This is a genomic window from Thalassotalea sp. HSM 43 (assembly GCF_004752005.1).
In the GTDB taxonomy this organism is placed as follows: Bacteria; Pseudomonadota; Gammaproteobacteria; order Enterobacterales; family Alteromonadaceae; genus Thalassotalea_A.
Genome location: NZ_CP038493.1, coordinates 3,037,590 through 3,055,290, shown reverse-complemented (window position 1 = coordinate 3,055,290; position 17,701 = coordinate 3,037,590). Strand labels below are relative to the sequence as shown.

The window sequence follows — 17,701 nt, the reverse complement described above, 5'->3', positions numbered from 1 at the left end:
CTATATAGCAAATGAAATAATTCTTTTTTCGATATAAGTCATGTTACTATCGTCAAATAATTGAGGTTTATTTTGCCCTACATGCTGTCACATATATTCACCAACCGGCTTATTTACGCCATAGTATTAATTTTTGCTGTGGTGGTGGTTAATGTCGATGATATTTCTTTCTGGCTCAATAAGAACCAGCTGCTCGATAAAACAGGGCACTTTATTGGCTTTTTATTATTGAGCTGGTTATTGGATAGACTGATAAACATACCTCGCGGGGTTTTAGTACTAAGTGTCATTTTTTATTCCGGTTTTACCGAGATATGTCAGTGGTATTTAGGATTTCGCAGTGGCCAGTTTGATGATTTTGTTGCTAACGCATTAGGCTGCTCAACGTATTACCTGTTTGCTACCATCAGCGCTAAATATAAAAAATCACCATGAACAAAATCGCAATTTTAGGTAATGGTGCCATCGGCTTACTGATAACCTATCTACTACAAACTCAAAACCAGAATACAAGGTCAGGGCAAGCGTTAAATATTCGACTGCTCACGCGACAGCGCGCAAATAACAATGTCACCCTTACCGTTAAGCAACTTAATAACCAACAAAAGACATTTGCGGTTGGCCAAGCAGATGAGCAATTTCTCGCTCAATGTGAGTTACTGATCTGTTGTGTTAAATCCTATGACGTGCTTACTGCTTTGACGCCACTTAGTAAGGTGTTAAACCCTAAATGTGCGATAGTGTTGTGTCATAATGGTATGGGTACAATTGATGCTATCAATAGCACACTAAAACTGCCGCAACCGATTCTTACCCTACTAACCACAATGGCAGCCAAACGTTTGACTGACAATGTGATCCAACATACCGGTGTTGGCAATAATCATCTTGGCTTAGTTCAAGGGCAATTACATACAAACCAAGCCAATGATATAAAGCAGCTTTTAAAAAACGCACTTCCATGTTTTGAGTTCAGCGATAACATCATCACACAGCAGTGGCTCAAGCTTGCTATCAATTGTGCGATCAACCCTTTAACAGCGATTAATGACGTCGATAATGGTGAGTTGGCAAGTGACAAATATCAGCCCCAAATAAAAGCCTGCCTAGAAGAAGTTGTTGCGGTTGCCGCCAGTCAGAATGTGACTTTCAATATTGATAGCTTAATGAAGGTTGTGAACGATGTGATAATCAAAACAGCTAACAACAGCTCATCAATGCGTGAAGATGTGAGCAATGGACGAGCTACTGAAATTGATTATATAAATGGTTACATAAAGACCTTAGGGCAGCAAAACGATATTGCCACCCCAATCAATGAGCAATTATACCGAGAGGTAGTTGCGACTAGTCATTATCCGCAGTGATCGCTGATAACGCAGGTAGTAACTTATCTTTAAGCGATTGCAACTGTTCGTCGCTGTAGGCTTGTAATGGGTGCTTTCCCCAAATAGGAGCCGGCCAAGCCGGATCATCACTGTAGCGTACGATATGATGAATATGCAGTTGCGGGGTAACATTACCTAATGCCGCTACATTCATTTTCTCACCTTCGAATACTTGCATTAGCACCTCACTTAAGGCGCTAGATTCATTCATAAATTGTTGTTGGTCTTGCCAATTTAGCTCATAAAGGTCTTTCACCCCTTCTCGCATAGGCACCATGATAAACCATGGGTAGTGATTATCATTGCATAGAAGTAATTTACAAAGAGGAAAATTAAACAGTTCGATACCATCTCGCTGCAAGTCCGAATGTAACTGAAATTGTTCTGTCATGAGGATCTTCCTTTTTAGCGTTTTTTCTTTTTCGGTTTATTTTTGCGACCTCGGCCGCGGGCTGTTTTTTTCGCTTCGCGTTCGGCAAGCTTTTTCTCATAAAGCTCAGCAAAATGAATGTTTTCTCGTTCGACTATATCAGGTGTTTCAAGAGTAATTTTACCCAGCGTTTTATCTCTGATTTCATTAACCAGAATTTCTGATGCTTTATGAAAATCAACGTGTCCACCGGCTCGAACACAACCGCGTTTACGTCCTAATTCTTCTAAAAATTCCACTTCTTGCTGTGGCAGTTCGTCAATCTTATAACGTTCTTTAAGTCGCTCAGGGTATGCCTCTAATAGATATTCAGCGGCAAAACAGGCAATCTCTTCATGATCAAAAGCGGTATCTTTCACCCCGCCGCTTACCGCCAAACGATAACCACTGTTTTCATTTGCTATGCGAGGCCATAACATGCCTGGGGTATCGTACAGATATACCCCTTCTTCTAAACGGATACGCTGTTGCGCCTTCGTCACCGCCGGTTCGTTACCAACTTTAGCCTTGGTTTTACCGACCAAGGAATTAATCAACGTCGATTTACCAACATTAGGAATGCCCATGATCATGGCATTTATTTGTTTGCCTTCTTCATCTTTATTGGGTACTAATTTTTTAATTAATGCGGCGATATTTTTTGCACCACTAGGGTCTTCAGTGGTCAAGGCGATTGCTTTAACATTATGTTGCGACTGATAATAATCAATCCACACTTTGGTTAGACGATCATCTGCCAAGTCACTTTTATTGAGGATTTTTATCAGCGGTTTATCACCGCGTATTTCGGTGATCATTGGATTTTCGCTGCTAAAAGGCAGACGTGCATCACACACTTCAATAACCACATCGATTAAATGAATTATCTCTTTAATTTCTTTCTGGGCTTTATGCATATGCCCAGGGAACCAATTGATTGCCATATAGATTTATAAACAAGGTAAGTTAACAATATTCTAGCAACTTGCTTGCGTATATACATTATTTAAACGCTTTATTTTGTGGAGAAAATTACTTTTCTAGGCTTGTCGCTGAGTTAACGTTTTATTCGAATTATTGGTTAGAGGTTAATTTAGTGGAAGTAATAGCTTAAAGCAGGCACCACTGCTCACTTTACTGCGCTCAATGTCTATCTGACCTTTATGCATAAAGACAATTTTTTGGGTTATGGCCAAACCTAACCCGTAACCGGGTTGATGTTTGTTCTTTTCAGAGCGAACAAACGGTAAAAACAGTGTCTCGATATCAGAACTTTCGACTCCTGTGCCATCATCATCGATTTGCAGAACAAGGTGGGTATCTGTCGTATATTGATGAACTCTAACACTCTGCTTAGAATACTTAATGGCATTATCAATGAGGTTTTTAATGGCTCTGCAAATATATCGTTCATTTAAATCGATACTTATATCGGCATCATTTTGATAAGAAATTTCTTTACCAGAAAAGTGTTCAACTTGCTCGATATATTCCTGCACTATAGGTGATATATAGCCGGGCGCTAAGGCAATGGTCTGTGACTGATGCTCCTGTTTGGAAAAATTTAGATGCTCTTCGACTAAAAGTGACAACTCTTCGACATCATTAGCCAATTTTTGTTTAAATTCATCGATATTATCTCTATCTAGTACAGCTACGTTAAAGTTCAAACGAGAAAGTATGGTATTGAATTCATGGGCCAAGGTATCGGAAATATCTTTTTGTAGCGCAATTAACTTGGCTATTTTATTGGTCATCCAATAGAACGCTTCATTAACCGGTTGAAAGTATTTTGACCGAGATAATTGTAGAGAATTGAGGTCACGACTATGAGCAAACTCTACGCTGGCGTTTTTTAAGCGGTACATGTCACTGAACAAAGGATATAAACCAACAAATACCAAAATGACAAAAATTCCGTAAAATACAATAGTATACCAATGGACACCGTTATGTTGATCTGCTGCAAACGGGCCTATTCGCAACAGGGTTTGTTCATTAATTTGCTTAAAATAGTAGGCCGTCTCATCATTGTGAATAACAGTGAGGATGTCACCACGATTCAACGTAGCGCTGCTCGATTCCGACATGGCAATGTCGGCAACAGGCATAATAGACAAACTTTCAAATGGTAATGCCTGCTCAGACTGGCATGAATAGTTTTGACAATATTCGTCAACCATCTGAAATGCTAAGGTCGACATGGAGTTGGCGTTATCGTAACTTTCATTCTGATACAGGTAATCGGCAATAAATATAAAACTAAAAAAACTTGCCAATAGTATGCAGTAGTAACGAATGAAGTTCTTAAGCATCGTTAACTCCCTTCAACCGAAAGCAGATAGCCTCGTCCCCACATAGATTTAATGAGTAAGTTATTATCAGAAATGCGTTGCAATTTTTTACGTAAACGACTTACCCGACCATCGACGGTTCTATCAAAACCGTCGTATTCACGACCTACAGTATTTACAAACAAATATTCACGACTGACGGTTTGCCCTGGCTTGTTAACCAGTAGCCATAACAATTCAAACTCGTAACGAGATAACTTAAATGGTTCACCCTGATATGTGACAAGACGATTTTTTTTGTGCAGCTGCAATTGACCGATGCTAACGGAATTATCTTTGGGTTTAAGTTTATTGAGTCGCAAGCTTGCATTGATTCGGGCATACAGTAAATCTGGTATTACAGGTTTACGGATGTAATCATCGGCACCTAAAGCAAAGCCTTTAAGTTCACTTTCAACATCGGTTAATGCCGTAAGAAAAAGGTAAGGACCATCAAATTCATGACGGATTGTTTCTGCTATCTCGAAACCACTTGTACCTGGCAACATCACGTCACACAAAATAAGTGAAACATTGCCACTGGAGATCAAACATTTTAAATTATCGCCGCGATCAAAATGAGTGACCGTAAACCCTTTCATTGTTAAGTATTGAGCTATGGATTTGGCCAGCTGAATATCATCTTCAATTAATAGAATGTGTTCATCTTGGTGACTCATTAGAAGACACTCCAAACACGCCTACGCACCTTACGAACATCAACACCGACAACCTGCACTAATACCTTTTGTTGCATCTCATCTTGGTCACTGACCAATCTAAATAATGTGTCATGCTCCAACTGCAATGCCAACTCAACTGACGATTTTTTTGCTAATTGGTTGCAATAAATTTTGTGTTCAACATCCTCCAACACCATAAATATGCACATATTTTTTGCCGTAGATAGGTGCCAACTGAAGATAAAGGTTTGCTCACAAGTCTCGCCTTCATCAACAATGCAATGCTTAGGCGTGATGTTGAAATACCTTTCCGACTCTCCAGCATGGCTTTCCAAGCTAATCACAGTCACTATCAAAATAAATATCAATCTATTCATATCGGCAACCTAATAAACAAACTTCATACCTAGAAAGTATGTCTGAGTATATTCTTCGGTTACGATTGGACTGTTGTATATTTCAGAGTCCAGCTTTTCAAGTTTGTAGCTACTAACCAAATACATGTGTTGGTTGATCGGATACATAGCGTCGATTTTAACATGCAGGTTAAGGGCTGCGTCAGGGCTGTAGTTAAAGAGCTCAAAGCCTTCGTCATACTCGACAGCAAAATAATACTGATTTACATCTGCGCTAAAATAACTAGCTCCTAGTTCCAATTGAATAGCAAATTCATCAAATTTGGCCGCTTGATACAGGGCGGCTTTGAGTACAAAGCCATGATGTACGTTACTAATGTCCTGACTGGCAGATAACATTGCGTCAACAAAACCATAATAGTTATATTCAACTCCCCCCATATAAGAGAGCGATCGATGCTCTATCTCAACTTCAGGCCGGGCAACTTCGTCAATTGGTAGGATAAAGTGTGACGACGAATGGCTACTAAACTGTGCAGAAAAATCTCGGTGTGACCCCGGAAACATAAGGCCAAGTAAATTTTGACGACCTATAACGTTGAACACATGACGCTGTGATTCATGCAAGCTGTACGAAACATTAAGATTTTCGATGCTAAGGTTTTTACCCAAATAGCGAATATCAGGTATAGCGATGAGGGAAATATCATCTCTTGTTTGTATATAATTTTCTATTTTTCCATAACCTAACGATACCCCGAAAAACCATTGCTCTGCAGGTAGAATCCGTTCGTCATTAGAATGCTCTGAATCGGCTGTTGCCGACACGTTTAATGAGTATACAAAAGTGACTACAGTTATTAAAAATAACACTACTTTTTTCATAGATAATTAAAAACTTTTTTTCATTTTATTAGCATAATAATTGGCCAGACTATAATGTTCGGCATTGATTGTCTACCTCTAAATCAAAATATCCAAACGCAGGCAAACCCCTTATTTTTATTGACCTACAGCGCTATTATTTTTTGTACAAATTCGTACAACTTCAGCTTTTTAATTGTGAAAACATCAGTAATTGCTTTTGTTAATACAAATGCAACATAACTATTACAAATGTTTAAAAAACATAATTTAAATTGCTTAATCTCAGAGAGAAAAAGATGATTAAAAACAAAGTAGCTATGGCTGTTTTTTATGCCGCTTACGGTCTTGGAACTGCAACTGCAGCATCCGATTCAGGGGCGACAGTTCATGCGGTGGATATTGATTCACAGCAGATCAGCCAATACACCAAGAAAGCATCTAATCAAAATACGATGTTACAAAATGATGGTCTCAATGTTCAGGTATTTAGCCAGTTAAATAAATTCAACGAAGAAGAAGGTATAACGGGTGAGCATGTCTATATTGTTCGCCTTATACAACAACCGGTGACAGTCGCAGCGCAAAATCAAAACTCAAATATCGCTCGCGCCATGAAAGCATCCGGTCAGCAAAAGCTATTTGCCCATGGCCAACCTGCTTTAGCAGAAGTACTAACCTATGAAAATGCCCTAAAAGCTAAGCAAAATGAGGTGATCAAAGATGCATCGGCTTTATTAGGTCACATTGATGTACGCTCTCAATTTACCAAAGCCATTAACGGCTTCTCGGTAAAAGTCAGCCAACAACAAGCAAAACAAATTTCACGATTGGATAATGTTGCCAATGTGGTGCGAGCCAAAAACTATGACTTGCTAACCGATCAGGGTCCAAAAACCATATCTGCCGATAAAATCTGGAGCGGTGAAGCGACTACAGACAACATGGCCTATAAAGGTGAAGGACAAATCGTCGCGATCATAGATACCGGTATCAACTCCGATCACCCGTCGTTTGCTGATGTTGGTGGTGACGGCTACGATCATATCAACCCTTGGGGACCTGGTAATTATGTTGGAGATTGTGCTGTTGAAGAACGCGCCGAGTTTATCTCATGTAATGACAAACTCATCGGTATTCGTTCTTATGAAGTGATTACCGGTGAATACAAAAACATGGGCCTGCCGATGTATGACGATGAAGGCAATCAACTCATCGACAATTGGACAGGCATGCCAATTTACACGTATCGAGACGTGCCAGAAACGGGCGAAGATTATCAAGGCCATGGGTCACATACGGCAGCGACTGCCGCTGGTAATGTGCTCATTGATGTCGATTATGTTCTTCCCGCTCCAGGCGATGAAAACGGTAAGTCTGATGGCACAATCATTAAAGAAGATTTGTTTCCTACCATCTCTGGCGTCGCTCCTCATGCAAATATCGTCGCTTATCAGGTTTGTTACCCAAATAACGAAGTAGGTATCGGTGGCTGTCCTGGTGAAGCCTTAGTTTCTGGTATTGAAGACGCTATCGCTGATGGTGTTGATGTTATTAACTTTTCGATTGGTGGCGCAGACAGTGATGTATGGTCTGACCCGGTGCAACTGGCTTTCTTATCTGCACGTGACGCTGGCATCAGTGTTGCAGCAGCAGCTGGAAATGGTGGTCAAGCATGTGGTGAAGAATGTTTAGGTGCGTTAGATAACTCATCCCCTTGGTTAGCACAAGTTGCAGCGACCACACATTCTCGTGAAATTGCCGTTGAAACACCAATTGACTATGCAGGGTTTATTGACCCAATGTTAGGTTCTTCAATACCTCCTGGCATTGATCACCCCGTTATCGCTGGCTCGATCAATGAAACCGAAATCACTGGTGTTGTTGTTTGGGCAAAAGATTACATCAGTAGTATTGGTTATAAAGACTGGGCAGGTTATTGTGCAAATGATTTTCCTGCAGGTACCTTTGATTTCTTCCACGATGGTACACCTATCCCTGGAGCTGCTGAAGGTGACACTAATGTTATCGTGGTTTGTCAACGAAACTACCCTACCGATCCAAATGCCGTTGCGAGGGTAGCAAAAGTTGCCAACGTTAAAGCCGGTGGTGCAGACGGTTTCATCATGTTTAATGCCGACCGAGCTCAAGGCACACCAGCGGTTTCTTACGAATTACCATCAGCTCATTTTACTTATGAGCAATGGGAAGGGAAAACCATTTGGTACGGCCACCCGGACAATACGGACGGTCTAGCAGACTGGTTATACTCTGGTGAAATGGGTCATCAAATTACCATCAAGCAAACCATGATCGAGCAAAAGTTCGATGAACAACGTGCAGATTGGTTAGCGCCGTTTTCATCACGTGGTCCATCGTTTTCTAATATTGAGATCTTAGCACCTACTATGTCTGCACCGGGTGTTGACATTTACGCAGCATACTCAGATGAACAGCCATTTGTATCTGCTCCTTATGGCACAGATTATGTGGCTATCAGCGGCACATCGATGGCATCACCACATGTTGCCGGTTCAATGGCATTACTTCGTCAAGCCCACCCTCAATGGTCTGCTGCTGAAGTACAATCTGCCTTGTCTATGACTGCAGATAACGTTGTGAAATATAAACGCCTTAATCGCGACAGTGAGCCAACCGGTCATGCAGAGATTTATCGTGCCGGTGCAGGCCGAATCAATGTTGCTAAAGCCGTTAAAGCGGGCTTGGTTATGGACGAGACAACCGATAACTTCATGTTAGCTAACCCATATAACGGCGGTACACCTCACAAGTTAAATCTACCAAATATGGTTGATTTCACCTGTGCTCCTACGTGTACTTGGATACGAACGGTTAAGGCAACTAAAGACGGCACTTGGAGCGTTGATTCAGAAGCAGTGAAAAGCTGGCACATGGACATGAACCTGCAAACTGAAGAAAACGGTATCGAGATTGAGGTTACTCCGAAAAACTTCACATTGAAGAAAGGTGAAACTCAAACCTTGGTGATTAAAGCTTCCATTATGGAGTCGCAAAACGTCTGGGGAGGATCCGAAGTTGAACTGCACTCGGCATTGACATTAACCAGTGACGATGAAGACACTCCGATGGCAAGAATGCCAATGGCATTTAAATATGATGGCGGCGATTTGCCAGCCAATATAGAAACAGTTGCGCATCGTGACAATGCGAGTTATCAGCTTAACGACATATATGTGCCAAAATCCGACGCTATAAATACGCGTATTTATGCACCAACTAAAGGTGACGTGGAAATTATCGCCCTACCTAAAGATGATGACTCACTGTTGCCTTGGGAACTAAATAATAGCGACACATCAAATCGAGACTTACGAATTGATGAAGCAACGTATGTGAAAATGATGGTCGTACCTGAAGGTGCCAAACGACTTGTTGCTGAATCACTAGGTACTCACTCCTCTGATTACCTAAATACTTTCAACGAAGGTCACATTCGGATATTCGTAGGTAAAGATTACAATATGGATGGTGTGGTAGATCCAACCACTGAAACAATCTGTGTATCTACGCACTGGTCGTCAGATAACATGTGTGCCATCAATGACCCTGAACCAGGAACATACTGGGCAATTTTCCACAATCAAGCAGCCGATCCATGGGCTGACGAAGAGGTTAAGTCTGCCGTAGAAGAGTTTAAAATATCGACTGCAGTCGTTACTGGTGAAATTGCGACCAACATGTCATTAGAAGCACCTTCTAGCAACGGTAAAGACCCTATCGACATTGAAGTTAAGTGGGACTTCGAAATGGACAAAGACGACATTTACTATACCGTTTTTGATCTAGGTACATCGGAAGTTAACCCAGGGAATATAGACGAAGTTGGTTTTCGACTAACTCGTGGCGATAATGATGTAACACTTAATGTATCGCAAGATCGTGCAAAAACCGGTGATATGCTTGACCTTAACTTTAGCGTGTTAGCAAACAAGTCAGGTAGTGATCGTATGTTTACCATCACAACCCAATTGCCTGAAGGCGTTGATTTAACAGCCGAAGACTTTATCTCTTCAAGCGATAACGTAGAAAGCATCACGGTTGATGGTACGCAACTGATTATCACGGGTACTCAGCCGAACACCGAAAACCAAGCGGTTGCATATGAAGTAACAACTAATGCTACTGATGAAATGTGTATGACACCAACCATCAATGACAATCCTAATCCGGGTGGTTATGTCGACTTGGCCAACTGGGGTATACCAAAAGTATTTAGTGGTTTTGATGAACTTGGTGGTCAAACGAATGCAGGTTGGAACGGAGTTGGCAACACCATCCCTACATCTGTTTTGTTTGGCGGAATGACCGATACCTACTCTTTATATGGTAATACCGAAGCTTGGAATGAAAAAGTAACGGTAATCCGAGGTAACGGTACGCTAGCATTTGATACCATGCCGATGTTCTTTGAATTCTATGCGCCACTACCTTTTAACTCATTCCCAAATCAGATCATTGCACCACTATGGCGTGGTCCAAACTGGGGTTTAACAATGGATTCATTCAATACAGAGTTAAGCTGGGAATCGGGTATATCTCTAGCCTACCTGAACAGTGGTTGGGCTATTGTTGAGTGGGATAATGCGGCGGATTACGGTTACGCAGGATCTGACTTTATTACTGGCATGACCTACTGGGATAAACGCGACAATAGTATCGACTTCCAAACGTTACTTCACAAAGATATTCGACATGGCAAAGGTGAATTTGAAATCATCATGGCTTATGACAATATTGACTGGGGTACAACAGATGGTCGTGGTTCTGTTGGTTTACAAGGTTTTGTAGGTCCACAAACATCATTCGGTCCACTATATGGCCACTTAGGTGAGCAATATGGTTTAGATGATTTACAAGATAAATTATCTGATGATTTGGTAGTTTGTTATAACTATGTTGGCCCAGAATCTTCACAGTTTACCGTATCGACTGTTGTTGACATACCGCATCATTTTTCAGGCCGTACATTAGAATTCACTTCAGTGTCTCAGATTGAAGGCATGGCTGATATAGAGATGAATCATACGGTTACCGTTGCTAGCAATATCACACTTGTTGAAATTGCAGATATGGAAGTCGATGAAAACCAATCGTTTACTGTAGATGTGACTTTTATCGATGAACATGATTCAGCCAATATGGTTTCTGTAATGGGTGAAGCTATTGCAAGCTATGAAGTGACAATGACGGATACCGGCGCACAAGTTGTTATCACACCGGTTGAAAACTACTATGGTGAGTCAATGGTCGAATTAATGGTTAGTGATATCGAGAACCCACATGATAGTGCCAGCACATCATTTGCGTTATCGGTAATTTCTGATGGTGAAGAACCTGCACAGAAACTACCTGAAGAAGAGACTGAAGAAGATGATAGTTCAGGCGGATCATTAGGTATTTTATCATTGATGCTACTTATGCTAATTCGCTTTAAGCGTCAGTTCTAATACTAAAGCTTATAGACAATTAGTTACTTGATCAAAAGCCGCTCTGGAAACAGAGTGGCTTTTTTGTGTGTGCTATGACATGCCATTATTCAAGCAAGTTCGTGACGACAGGAGGTTACGGCCTTCGCCGTAATGACGTGCAGGGACGCACTAATGCCGCGGGTGCATGGATGCACAGGAGCGGTGACGTACATGGATGTACTAATGCCGCGGGTGCATGGATGCACAGGAGTGGTAACGTATATGGATATACTAATGCCGGCAGGTTCAGGATGAACGTTTTATGCCGGTGACGTACATGGATGTACGAATGCCGGCAGGTTCAGAAAGAACGTTTTATGCCGGTGACGTACATGGATGTACTAATGCCGGCAGGTTCAGGATGAACGTTTTATGCCGGTGACGGTGCTTATTAACAGGTGAAGTTATATACATTATAGAACCTGCTCTCCGTCATCCCACAATGCTGTTGTGTGGGATCTTTATCAGGTTAGAGGTGTCTTGATTATCAAAGCTCGTTGTAATTCATAGCGGTGCGTTTTGTAAAACCACCTCGAGACGAATCGAGGTTGCGGCCTTCGCCGCAATGACGTGCAGGGACGCACTAATGCCGGCAGGTTTAGGATGAACGTTTTATGCCGGTGACGTTTATCTGTTTTAGAAAATGTGCGCCGTCATTCCGGAATCGCCACCGGCGATGTCCGGAACCTCCTTCAGGTTCGAAGAGGTTCGCAGATATAATGACAACGGGTGAACGCGGGTTACTGTTTAAAAGCACGTTATAACCTGATGGGGGTCCCGCACAAAAACACTGCGGGATGACGGTGATTTTTTCTGATAATTGTTATACGACAGAAAACGAAAAAGCCCCTAGCGTAAGCTAGGGGCTTTCTTGAATTGGAAGCCTGGCGATGACCTACTCTCACATGGGAACTCCCACACTACCATCGGCGCTACTTCGTTTCACTTCTGAGTTCGGCATGGGATCAGGTGGTTCCAAAGCGCTATTGTCGCCAGACAAAAAACGTTAAACAATTTGAAAGTGATATTAAATTCTTACTCAATTCTTATGATGCGTGACTTATATCAAACACATACAAAACCGCTTGGGTGTTGTATGGTTAAGCCTCACGGGCAATTAGTATCAGTTAGCTCAAGGCCTCACAACCCTTACACACCTGACCTATCAACGTCGTAGTCTCCAACGACCCTTTAGGGGACTTAAAGTCCCAGTGAGAACTCATCTCAAAGCCTGCTTCCCGCTTAGATGCTTTCAGCGGTTATCAGTTCCGAACATAGCTACCGGGCAATGCCATTGGCATGACAACCCGAACACCAGAGGTTCGTCCACTCCGGTCCTCTCGTACTAGGAGCAGCCCTCTTCAATTCTCAAACGCCCACGGCAGATAGGGACCGAACTGTCTCACGACGTTCTAAACCCAGCTCGCGTACCACTTTAAATGGCGAACAGCCATACCCTTGGGACCGACTTCAGCCCCAGGATGTGATGAGCCGACATCGAGGTGCCAAACACCGCCGTCGATATGAACTCTTGGGCGGTATCAGCCTGTTATCCCCGGAGTACCTTTTATCCGTTGAGCGATGGCCCTTCCATTCAGAACCACCGGATCACTATGACCTACTTTCGTACCTGCTCGACGTGTCTGTCTCGCAGTTAAGCTGGCTTATGCCATTGCACTAACCGTATGATGTCCGACCATACTTAGCCAACCTTCGTGCTCCTCCGTTACTCTTTGGGAGGAGACCGCCCCAGTCAAACTACCCACCAGACAGTGTCCCCAAGCCCGATTAGGGCCCCAGGTTAGAACATCACGCATACAAGGGTGGTATTTCAAGATTGGCTCCACTCAAACTGGCGTCCAAGTTTCAAAGCCTCCCACCTATCCTACACATGTAGGAGCAATGTTCACTGTCAAGCTATAGTAAAGGTTCACGGGGTCTTTCCGTCTAGCCGCGGGTATACGGCATCTTAACCGCAATTTCAATTTCACTGAGTCTCGGGTGGAGACAGTGTGGCCATGATTACGCCATTCGTGCAGGTCGGAACTTACCCGACAAGGAATTTCGCTACCTTAGGACCGTTATAGTTACGGCCGCCGTTTACCGGGGCTTCGATCATGAGCTTCGCTTACGCTAACCCAATCAATTAACCTTCCGGCACCGGGCAGGCGTCACACCGTATACGTCATCTTACGATTTAGCACAGTGCTGTGTTTTTAATAAACAGTTCCAGCCACCTGGTTACTTCGACCGACCGAGGCTTAGAGAGCAAGTCTCATCACCCTAGCCGGCGTACCTTCTCCCGAAGTTACGGTACTATTTTGCCTAGTTCCTTCACCCGAGTTCTCTCAAGCGCCTTAGTATTCTCTACCTAACCACCTGTGTCGGTTTGGGGTACGGTTCCTATATATCTGATGCTTAGAAGCTTTTCCTGGAAGTATGGCATCAACAACTTCAACTCCGTAGAGTCTCGTCTCGTATCTCAGCCTTAAGAGAATCCGGATTTACCTAAATTCTCAGCCTACATACTTTCACATGGACTACCAACGCCATGCTTGCTTAGCCTGCTCCGTCCCTCCTTCGCAATATATAGAAGTACAGAAATATTAATCTGTTTCCCATCGACTACACCTTTCGGTCTCGCCTTAGGGGCCGACTTACCCTGCCCTGATTAACATGGGACAGGAAACCTTGGTCTTTCGGCGGGGGAGTTTTTCACTCCCCTTATCGTTACTCATGTCAGCATTCGCACTTCTGATACCTCCAGCATGCTTTACAACACACCTTCAACGGCTTACAGAACGCTCCCCTACCACTTGCGCTATTGCGCAAATCCGCAGCTTCGGTGCTATGTTTAGCCCCGTTACATCTTCCGCGCAGACCGACTCGACTAGTGAGCTATTACGCTTTCTTTAAAGGGTGGCTGCTTCTAAGCCAACCTCCTAGCTGTCTGGGCCTTTCCACATCGTTTCCCACTTAACATAGACTTTGGGACCTTAGCTGGCGGTCTGGGTTGTTTCCCTTTCCACTTAGGACGTTAGCACCCTAAGTGTGTCTCCCGGATAGCACTCATTGGTATTCGGAGTTTGCAAAGGGTTGGTAAGTCGGGATGACCCCCTAGCCTTAACAGTGCTCTACCCCCAATGGTGTTCGTCCGAGGCTCTACCTAAATAGATTTCGGGGAGAACCAGCTATCTCCCGGCTTGATTAGCCTTTCACTCCGACCCACAGGTCATCACCGCATTTTTCAACATACGTGTGTTCGGTCCTCCAGTTGATGTTACTCAACCTTCAACCTGCCCATGGGTAGATCGCCGGGTTTCGGGTCTATGCCCTGCAACTAAACGCGCAGTTAACACTCGCTTTCGCTACGGCTCCCCTAATCGGTTAACCTTGCTACAGAACATAAGTCGCTGACCCATTATACAAAAGGTACGCAGTCACCCCGAAGGGCTTCCACTGCTTGTACGTATGCGGTTTCAGGTTCTATTTCACTCCCCTCACAGGGGTTCTTTTCGCCTTTCCCTCACGGTACTGGTTCACTATCGGTCAGTTAGGAGTATTTAGCCTTGGAGGATGGTCCCCCCATATTCAGACAGAATTTCACGTGTTCCGTCCTACTCGATTTCACGGTAAGTTTATTTTCATGTACGGGGCTATCACCCTGTATCGCTGCCCTTTCCAGAGCATTCCACTAACTTACAAACCGCTTAAGGGCTAATTCCCGTTCGCTCGCCGCTACTAAGGAAATCTCGGTTGATTTCTTTTCCTCGGGGTACTTAGATGTTTCAGTTCTCCCGGTTCGCCTCGTTAAGCTATGTATTCACTTAACGATACCCAACTTACGTTGGGTGGGTTTCCCCATTCGGACATCCCAGCCTATAACGCCTTTTATCGGCTTAACTGGGCTTTTCGCAGATTAACACGTCCTTCATCGCCTCTAACTGCCAAGGCATCCACCACATACGCTTAGTCACTTAACCATACAACCCCAAAAAGTTTCGAGTGCCTTGGTGACAAAACCAAGACCAAATGTATGTCTGACATTTTCACGCATTCAATAAGAATGTTGATAACTTACGTTATCAAACTCAAATGTTGCCATTTGAGCCTTGAGTAAGAACAACTAACACAACGAATAGTGTTAGTTATAATTTGAAACGCTTTAACACGTTTCGGTTGATAAACAACAAGTTGTTTATCGTGGTAACTTATTCAGCGCTTACGATTGGAGGTCGTAAACATAAGTTACCGGGTTTAATATCAGCTTTCCAAATTGTTAAAGAACAGAGAGTTAAAAAACTCAAACATAAACGTTACCGCTTATGTTTGAGTTTTCAGAGAAGTGCAAAATTGGTAGGTCTGAGTAGACTTGAACTACCGACCTCACCCTTATCAGGGGTGCGCTCTAACCAGCTGAGCTACAGACCTACTGTTTTGGTTCAGTAAATGGTGGAGCTAAGCAGGATCGAACTGCTGACCTCCTGCGTGCAAGGCAGGCGCTCTCCCAGCTGAGCTATAGCCCCACTACTGAGATACTTCTCTTCTAATTCGTTATCGATGCAATTTGTGTGAACACTCAACAAGTAAGCGTTTTACTTAAGGTAAGGAGGTGATCCAACCCCAGGTTCCCCTAGGGTTACCTTGTTACGACTTCACCCCAGTCATGAATCACAAAGTGGTAACCGCTCTCCCGAAGGTTAAGCTAGCTACTTCTTTTGCAACCCACTCCCATGGTGTGACGGGCGGTGTGTACAAGGCCCGGGAACGTATTCACCGTGGCATTCTGATCCACGATTACTAGCGATTCCGACTTCACGGAGTCGAGTTGCAGACTCCGATCCGGACTACGACAAACTTTGTGGGATTCGCTCCACCTCGCGGTCTTGCTGCCCTCTGTATCTGCCATTGTAGCACGTGTGTAGCCCATCCCGTAAGGGCCATGATGACTTGACGTCGTCCCCACCTTCCTCCGGTTTATCACCGGCAGTCTCCTTAGAGTTCCCGCCCGAAGCGCTGGCAAATAAGGATAGGGGTTGCGCTCGTTGCGGGACTTAACCCAACATTTCACAACACGAGCTGACGACAGCCATGCAGCACCTGTCTCAGAGTTCCCGAAGGCACTAAACTATCTCTAGTAAATTCTCTGGATGTCAAGGGATGGTAAGGTTCTTCGCGTTGCATCGAATTAAACCACATGCTCCACCGCTTGTGCGGGCCCCCGTCAATTCATTTGAGTTTTAACCTTGCGGCCGTACTCCCCAGGCGGTCAACTTAGCGCGTTAGCTACGCTACCCACAGATCAAGTCTACAGACAGCTAGTTGACATCGTTTACGGCGTGGACTACCAGGGTATCTAATCCTGTTTGCTCCCCACGCTTTCGTGCCTCAGCGTCAGTATTTGTCCAGGTGGCCGCCTTCGCCACTGATGTTCCTTCCAATCTCTACGCATTTCACCGCTACACTGGAAATTCCACCACCCTCTACAATACTCTAGCCTGCCAGTTCGAAATGCAGTTCCAAGGTTGAGCCCTGGGCTTTCACATCTCGCTTAACAAACCGCCTACGCACGCTTTACGCCCAGTAATTCCGATTAACGCTCGCACCCTCCGTATTACCGCGGCTGCTGGCACGGAGTTAGCCGGTGCTTCTTCTGTCGCTAACGTCACAGTAAGCAGTTATTAACTACTTACCTTTCCTCACGACTGAAAGTGCTTTACAACCCGAAGGCCTTCTTCACACACGCGGCATGGCTGCATCAGGGTTTCCCCCATTGTGCAATATTCCCCACTGCTGCCTCCCGTAGGAGTCTGGGCCGTGTCTCAGTCCCAGTGTGGCTGATCATCCTCTCAAACCAGCTAGAGATCGTCGTCTTGGTAGGCCATTACCCCACCAACTAACTAATCTCACTTGGGCTAATCTAAAGGCGAAAGGTCCGAAGATCCCCTCCTTTGGTCCGTAGACATTATGCGGTATTAGCAGTCGTTTCCAACTGTTGTCCCCCACCTCAAGGCATATTCCCAAGCATTACTCACCCGTCCGCCGCTCGACGCCAGAGTAGCAAGCTACTCTTCGTTTCCGCTCGACTTGCATGTGTTAAGCCTGCCGCCAGCGTTCAATCTGAGCCATGATCAAACTCTTCAATTAAAAAGTTGTTT

Annotated in this window: 9 protein-coding genes, 2 tRNA genes and 3 rRNA genes; 3 read left to right on the top strand and 11 right to left on the bottom strand. The window is 43.9% G+C overall.

The window, feature by feature from the left end:
• Positions 1-81 precede the first annotated feature (81 nt).
• Positions 82-435: a VanZ family protein gene (locus E2K93_RS13275; RefSeq protein ID WP_135439561.1), complete on the top strand. Its 354-nt coding sequence runs from the start codon at positions 82-84 to the stop codon at positions 433-435.
• Entirely contained in the window at positions 432-1,367 is a 936-nt protein-coding gene (locus tag E2K93_RS13270) for a ketopantoate reductase family protein (RefSeq protein WP_135439559.1), read from the top strand. Before E2K93_RS13275 ends, E2K93_RS13270 begins: the two co-directional genes overlap by 4 nt.
• Here E2K93_RS13270 and E2K93_RS13265 read toward each other — a convergent pair.
• From E2K93_RS13265 to E2K93_RS13240, 6 genes are all read right to left on the bottom strand, one after another.
• Positions 1,348-1,779 (bottom strand): HIT domain-containing protein, encoded by a 432-nt coding sequence (locus E2K93_RS13265; RefSeq protein ID WP_135439558.1) that lies wholly within the window; start codon positions 1,777-1,779, stop codon positions 1,348-1,350. The two genes, E2K93_RS13270 and E2K93_RS13265, sit on opposite strands and share 20 nt — an antisense overlap.
• 14 nt (positions 1,780-1,793) lie before the next feature.
• Positions 1,794-2,741, bottom strand: a complete 948-nt coding sequence (gene ylqF / locus E2K93_RS13260) for a ribosome biogenesis GTPase YlqF (protein WP_135439556.1) — start codon at positions 2,739-2,741, stop codon at positions 1,794-1,796.
• A gap of 144 nt (positions 2,742-2,885) precedes the next feature.
• On the bottom strand, positions 2,886-4,112 hold the full coding sequence (locus E2K93_RS13255) for a sensor histidine kinase (protein ID WP_135439555.1): 1,227 nt from the start codon (positions 4,110-4,112) through the stop codon (positions 2,886-2,888).
• 2 nt (positions 4,113-4,114) lie between these two features.
• Positions 4,115-4,810 carry a response regulator transcription factor gene (locus E2K93_RS13250; protein ID WP_135439554.1) on the bottom strand — a complete coding sequence of 232 codons (696 nt, stop codon included), beginning with the start codon at positions 4,808-4,810 and terminating at the stop codon, positions 4,115-4,117.
• Positions 4,810-5,190: a DUF3019 domain-containing protein gene (locus E2K93_RS13245; RefSeq protein ID WP_135439553.1), complete on the bottom strand. Its 381-nt coding sequence runs from the start codon at positions 5,188-5,190 to the stop codon at positions 4,810-4,812. The genes E2K93_RS13250 and E2K93_RS13245 overlap by 1 nt, the downstream gene beginning before the upstream one ends.
• Before the next feature lie 9 nt (positions 5,191-5,199).
• Entirely contained in the window at positions 5,200-6,054 is an 855-nt protein-coding gene (locus E2K93_RS13240; RefSeq protein WP_135439552.1) for a MipA/OmpV family protein, read from the bottom strand.
• A 278-nt stretch (positions 6,055-6,332) separates the two neighbouring features.
• On the opposite strand from E2K93_RS13240, the gene E2K93_RS17865 reads away from it, so the two are divergent.
• Complete coding sequence (locus tag E2K93_RS17865; protein WP_135439551.1) at positions 6,333-11,522, top strand: S8 family serine peptidase; 5,190 nt, start codon at positions 6,333-6,335, stop codon at positions 11,520-11,522.
• Positions 11,523-12,425: 903 nt separating this feature from the next.
• On the opposite strand, the gene rrf is transcribed toward E2K93_RS17865, so the two are convergent.
• The 5 genes from rrf to E2K93_RS13210 all read right to left on the bottom strand — a co-directional run bounded on the left by rrf (position 12,426) and on the right by E2K93_RS13210 (position 17,690).
• Positions 12,426-12,540 (bottom strand): 5S ribosomal RNA (gene rrf, locus E2K93_RS13230).
• Between the two features lie 99 nt (positions 12,541-12,639).
• A 23S ribosomal RNA gene (locus tag E2K93_RS13225) occupies positions 12,640-15,526 on the bottom strand.
• Positions 15,527-15,897: 371 nt separating this feature from the next.
• Positions 15,898-15,974 (bottom strand) — tRNA-Ile (locus E2K93_RS13220).
• Positions 15,975-15,993: 19 nt separating this feature from the next.
• Positions 15,994-16,069: transfer RNA gene (locus E2K93_RS13215), tRNA-Ala, on the bottom strand.
• A 79-nt stretch (positions 16,070-16,148) separates the two neighbouring features.
• Positions 16,149-17,690 (bottom strand): 16S ribosomal RNA (locus tag E2K93_RS13210).
• The 16S, 23S and 5S rRNA genes sit together here with 2 tRNA genes alongside, the layout of an rRNA operon.
• Positions 17,691-17,701: the final 11 nt, after the last annotated feature.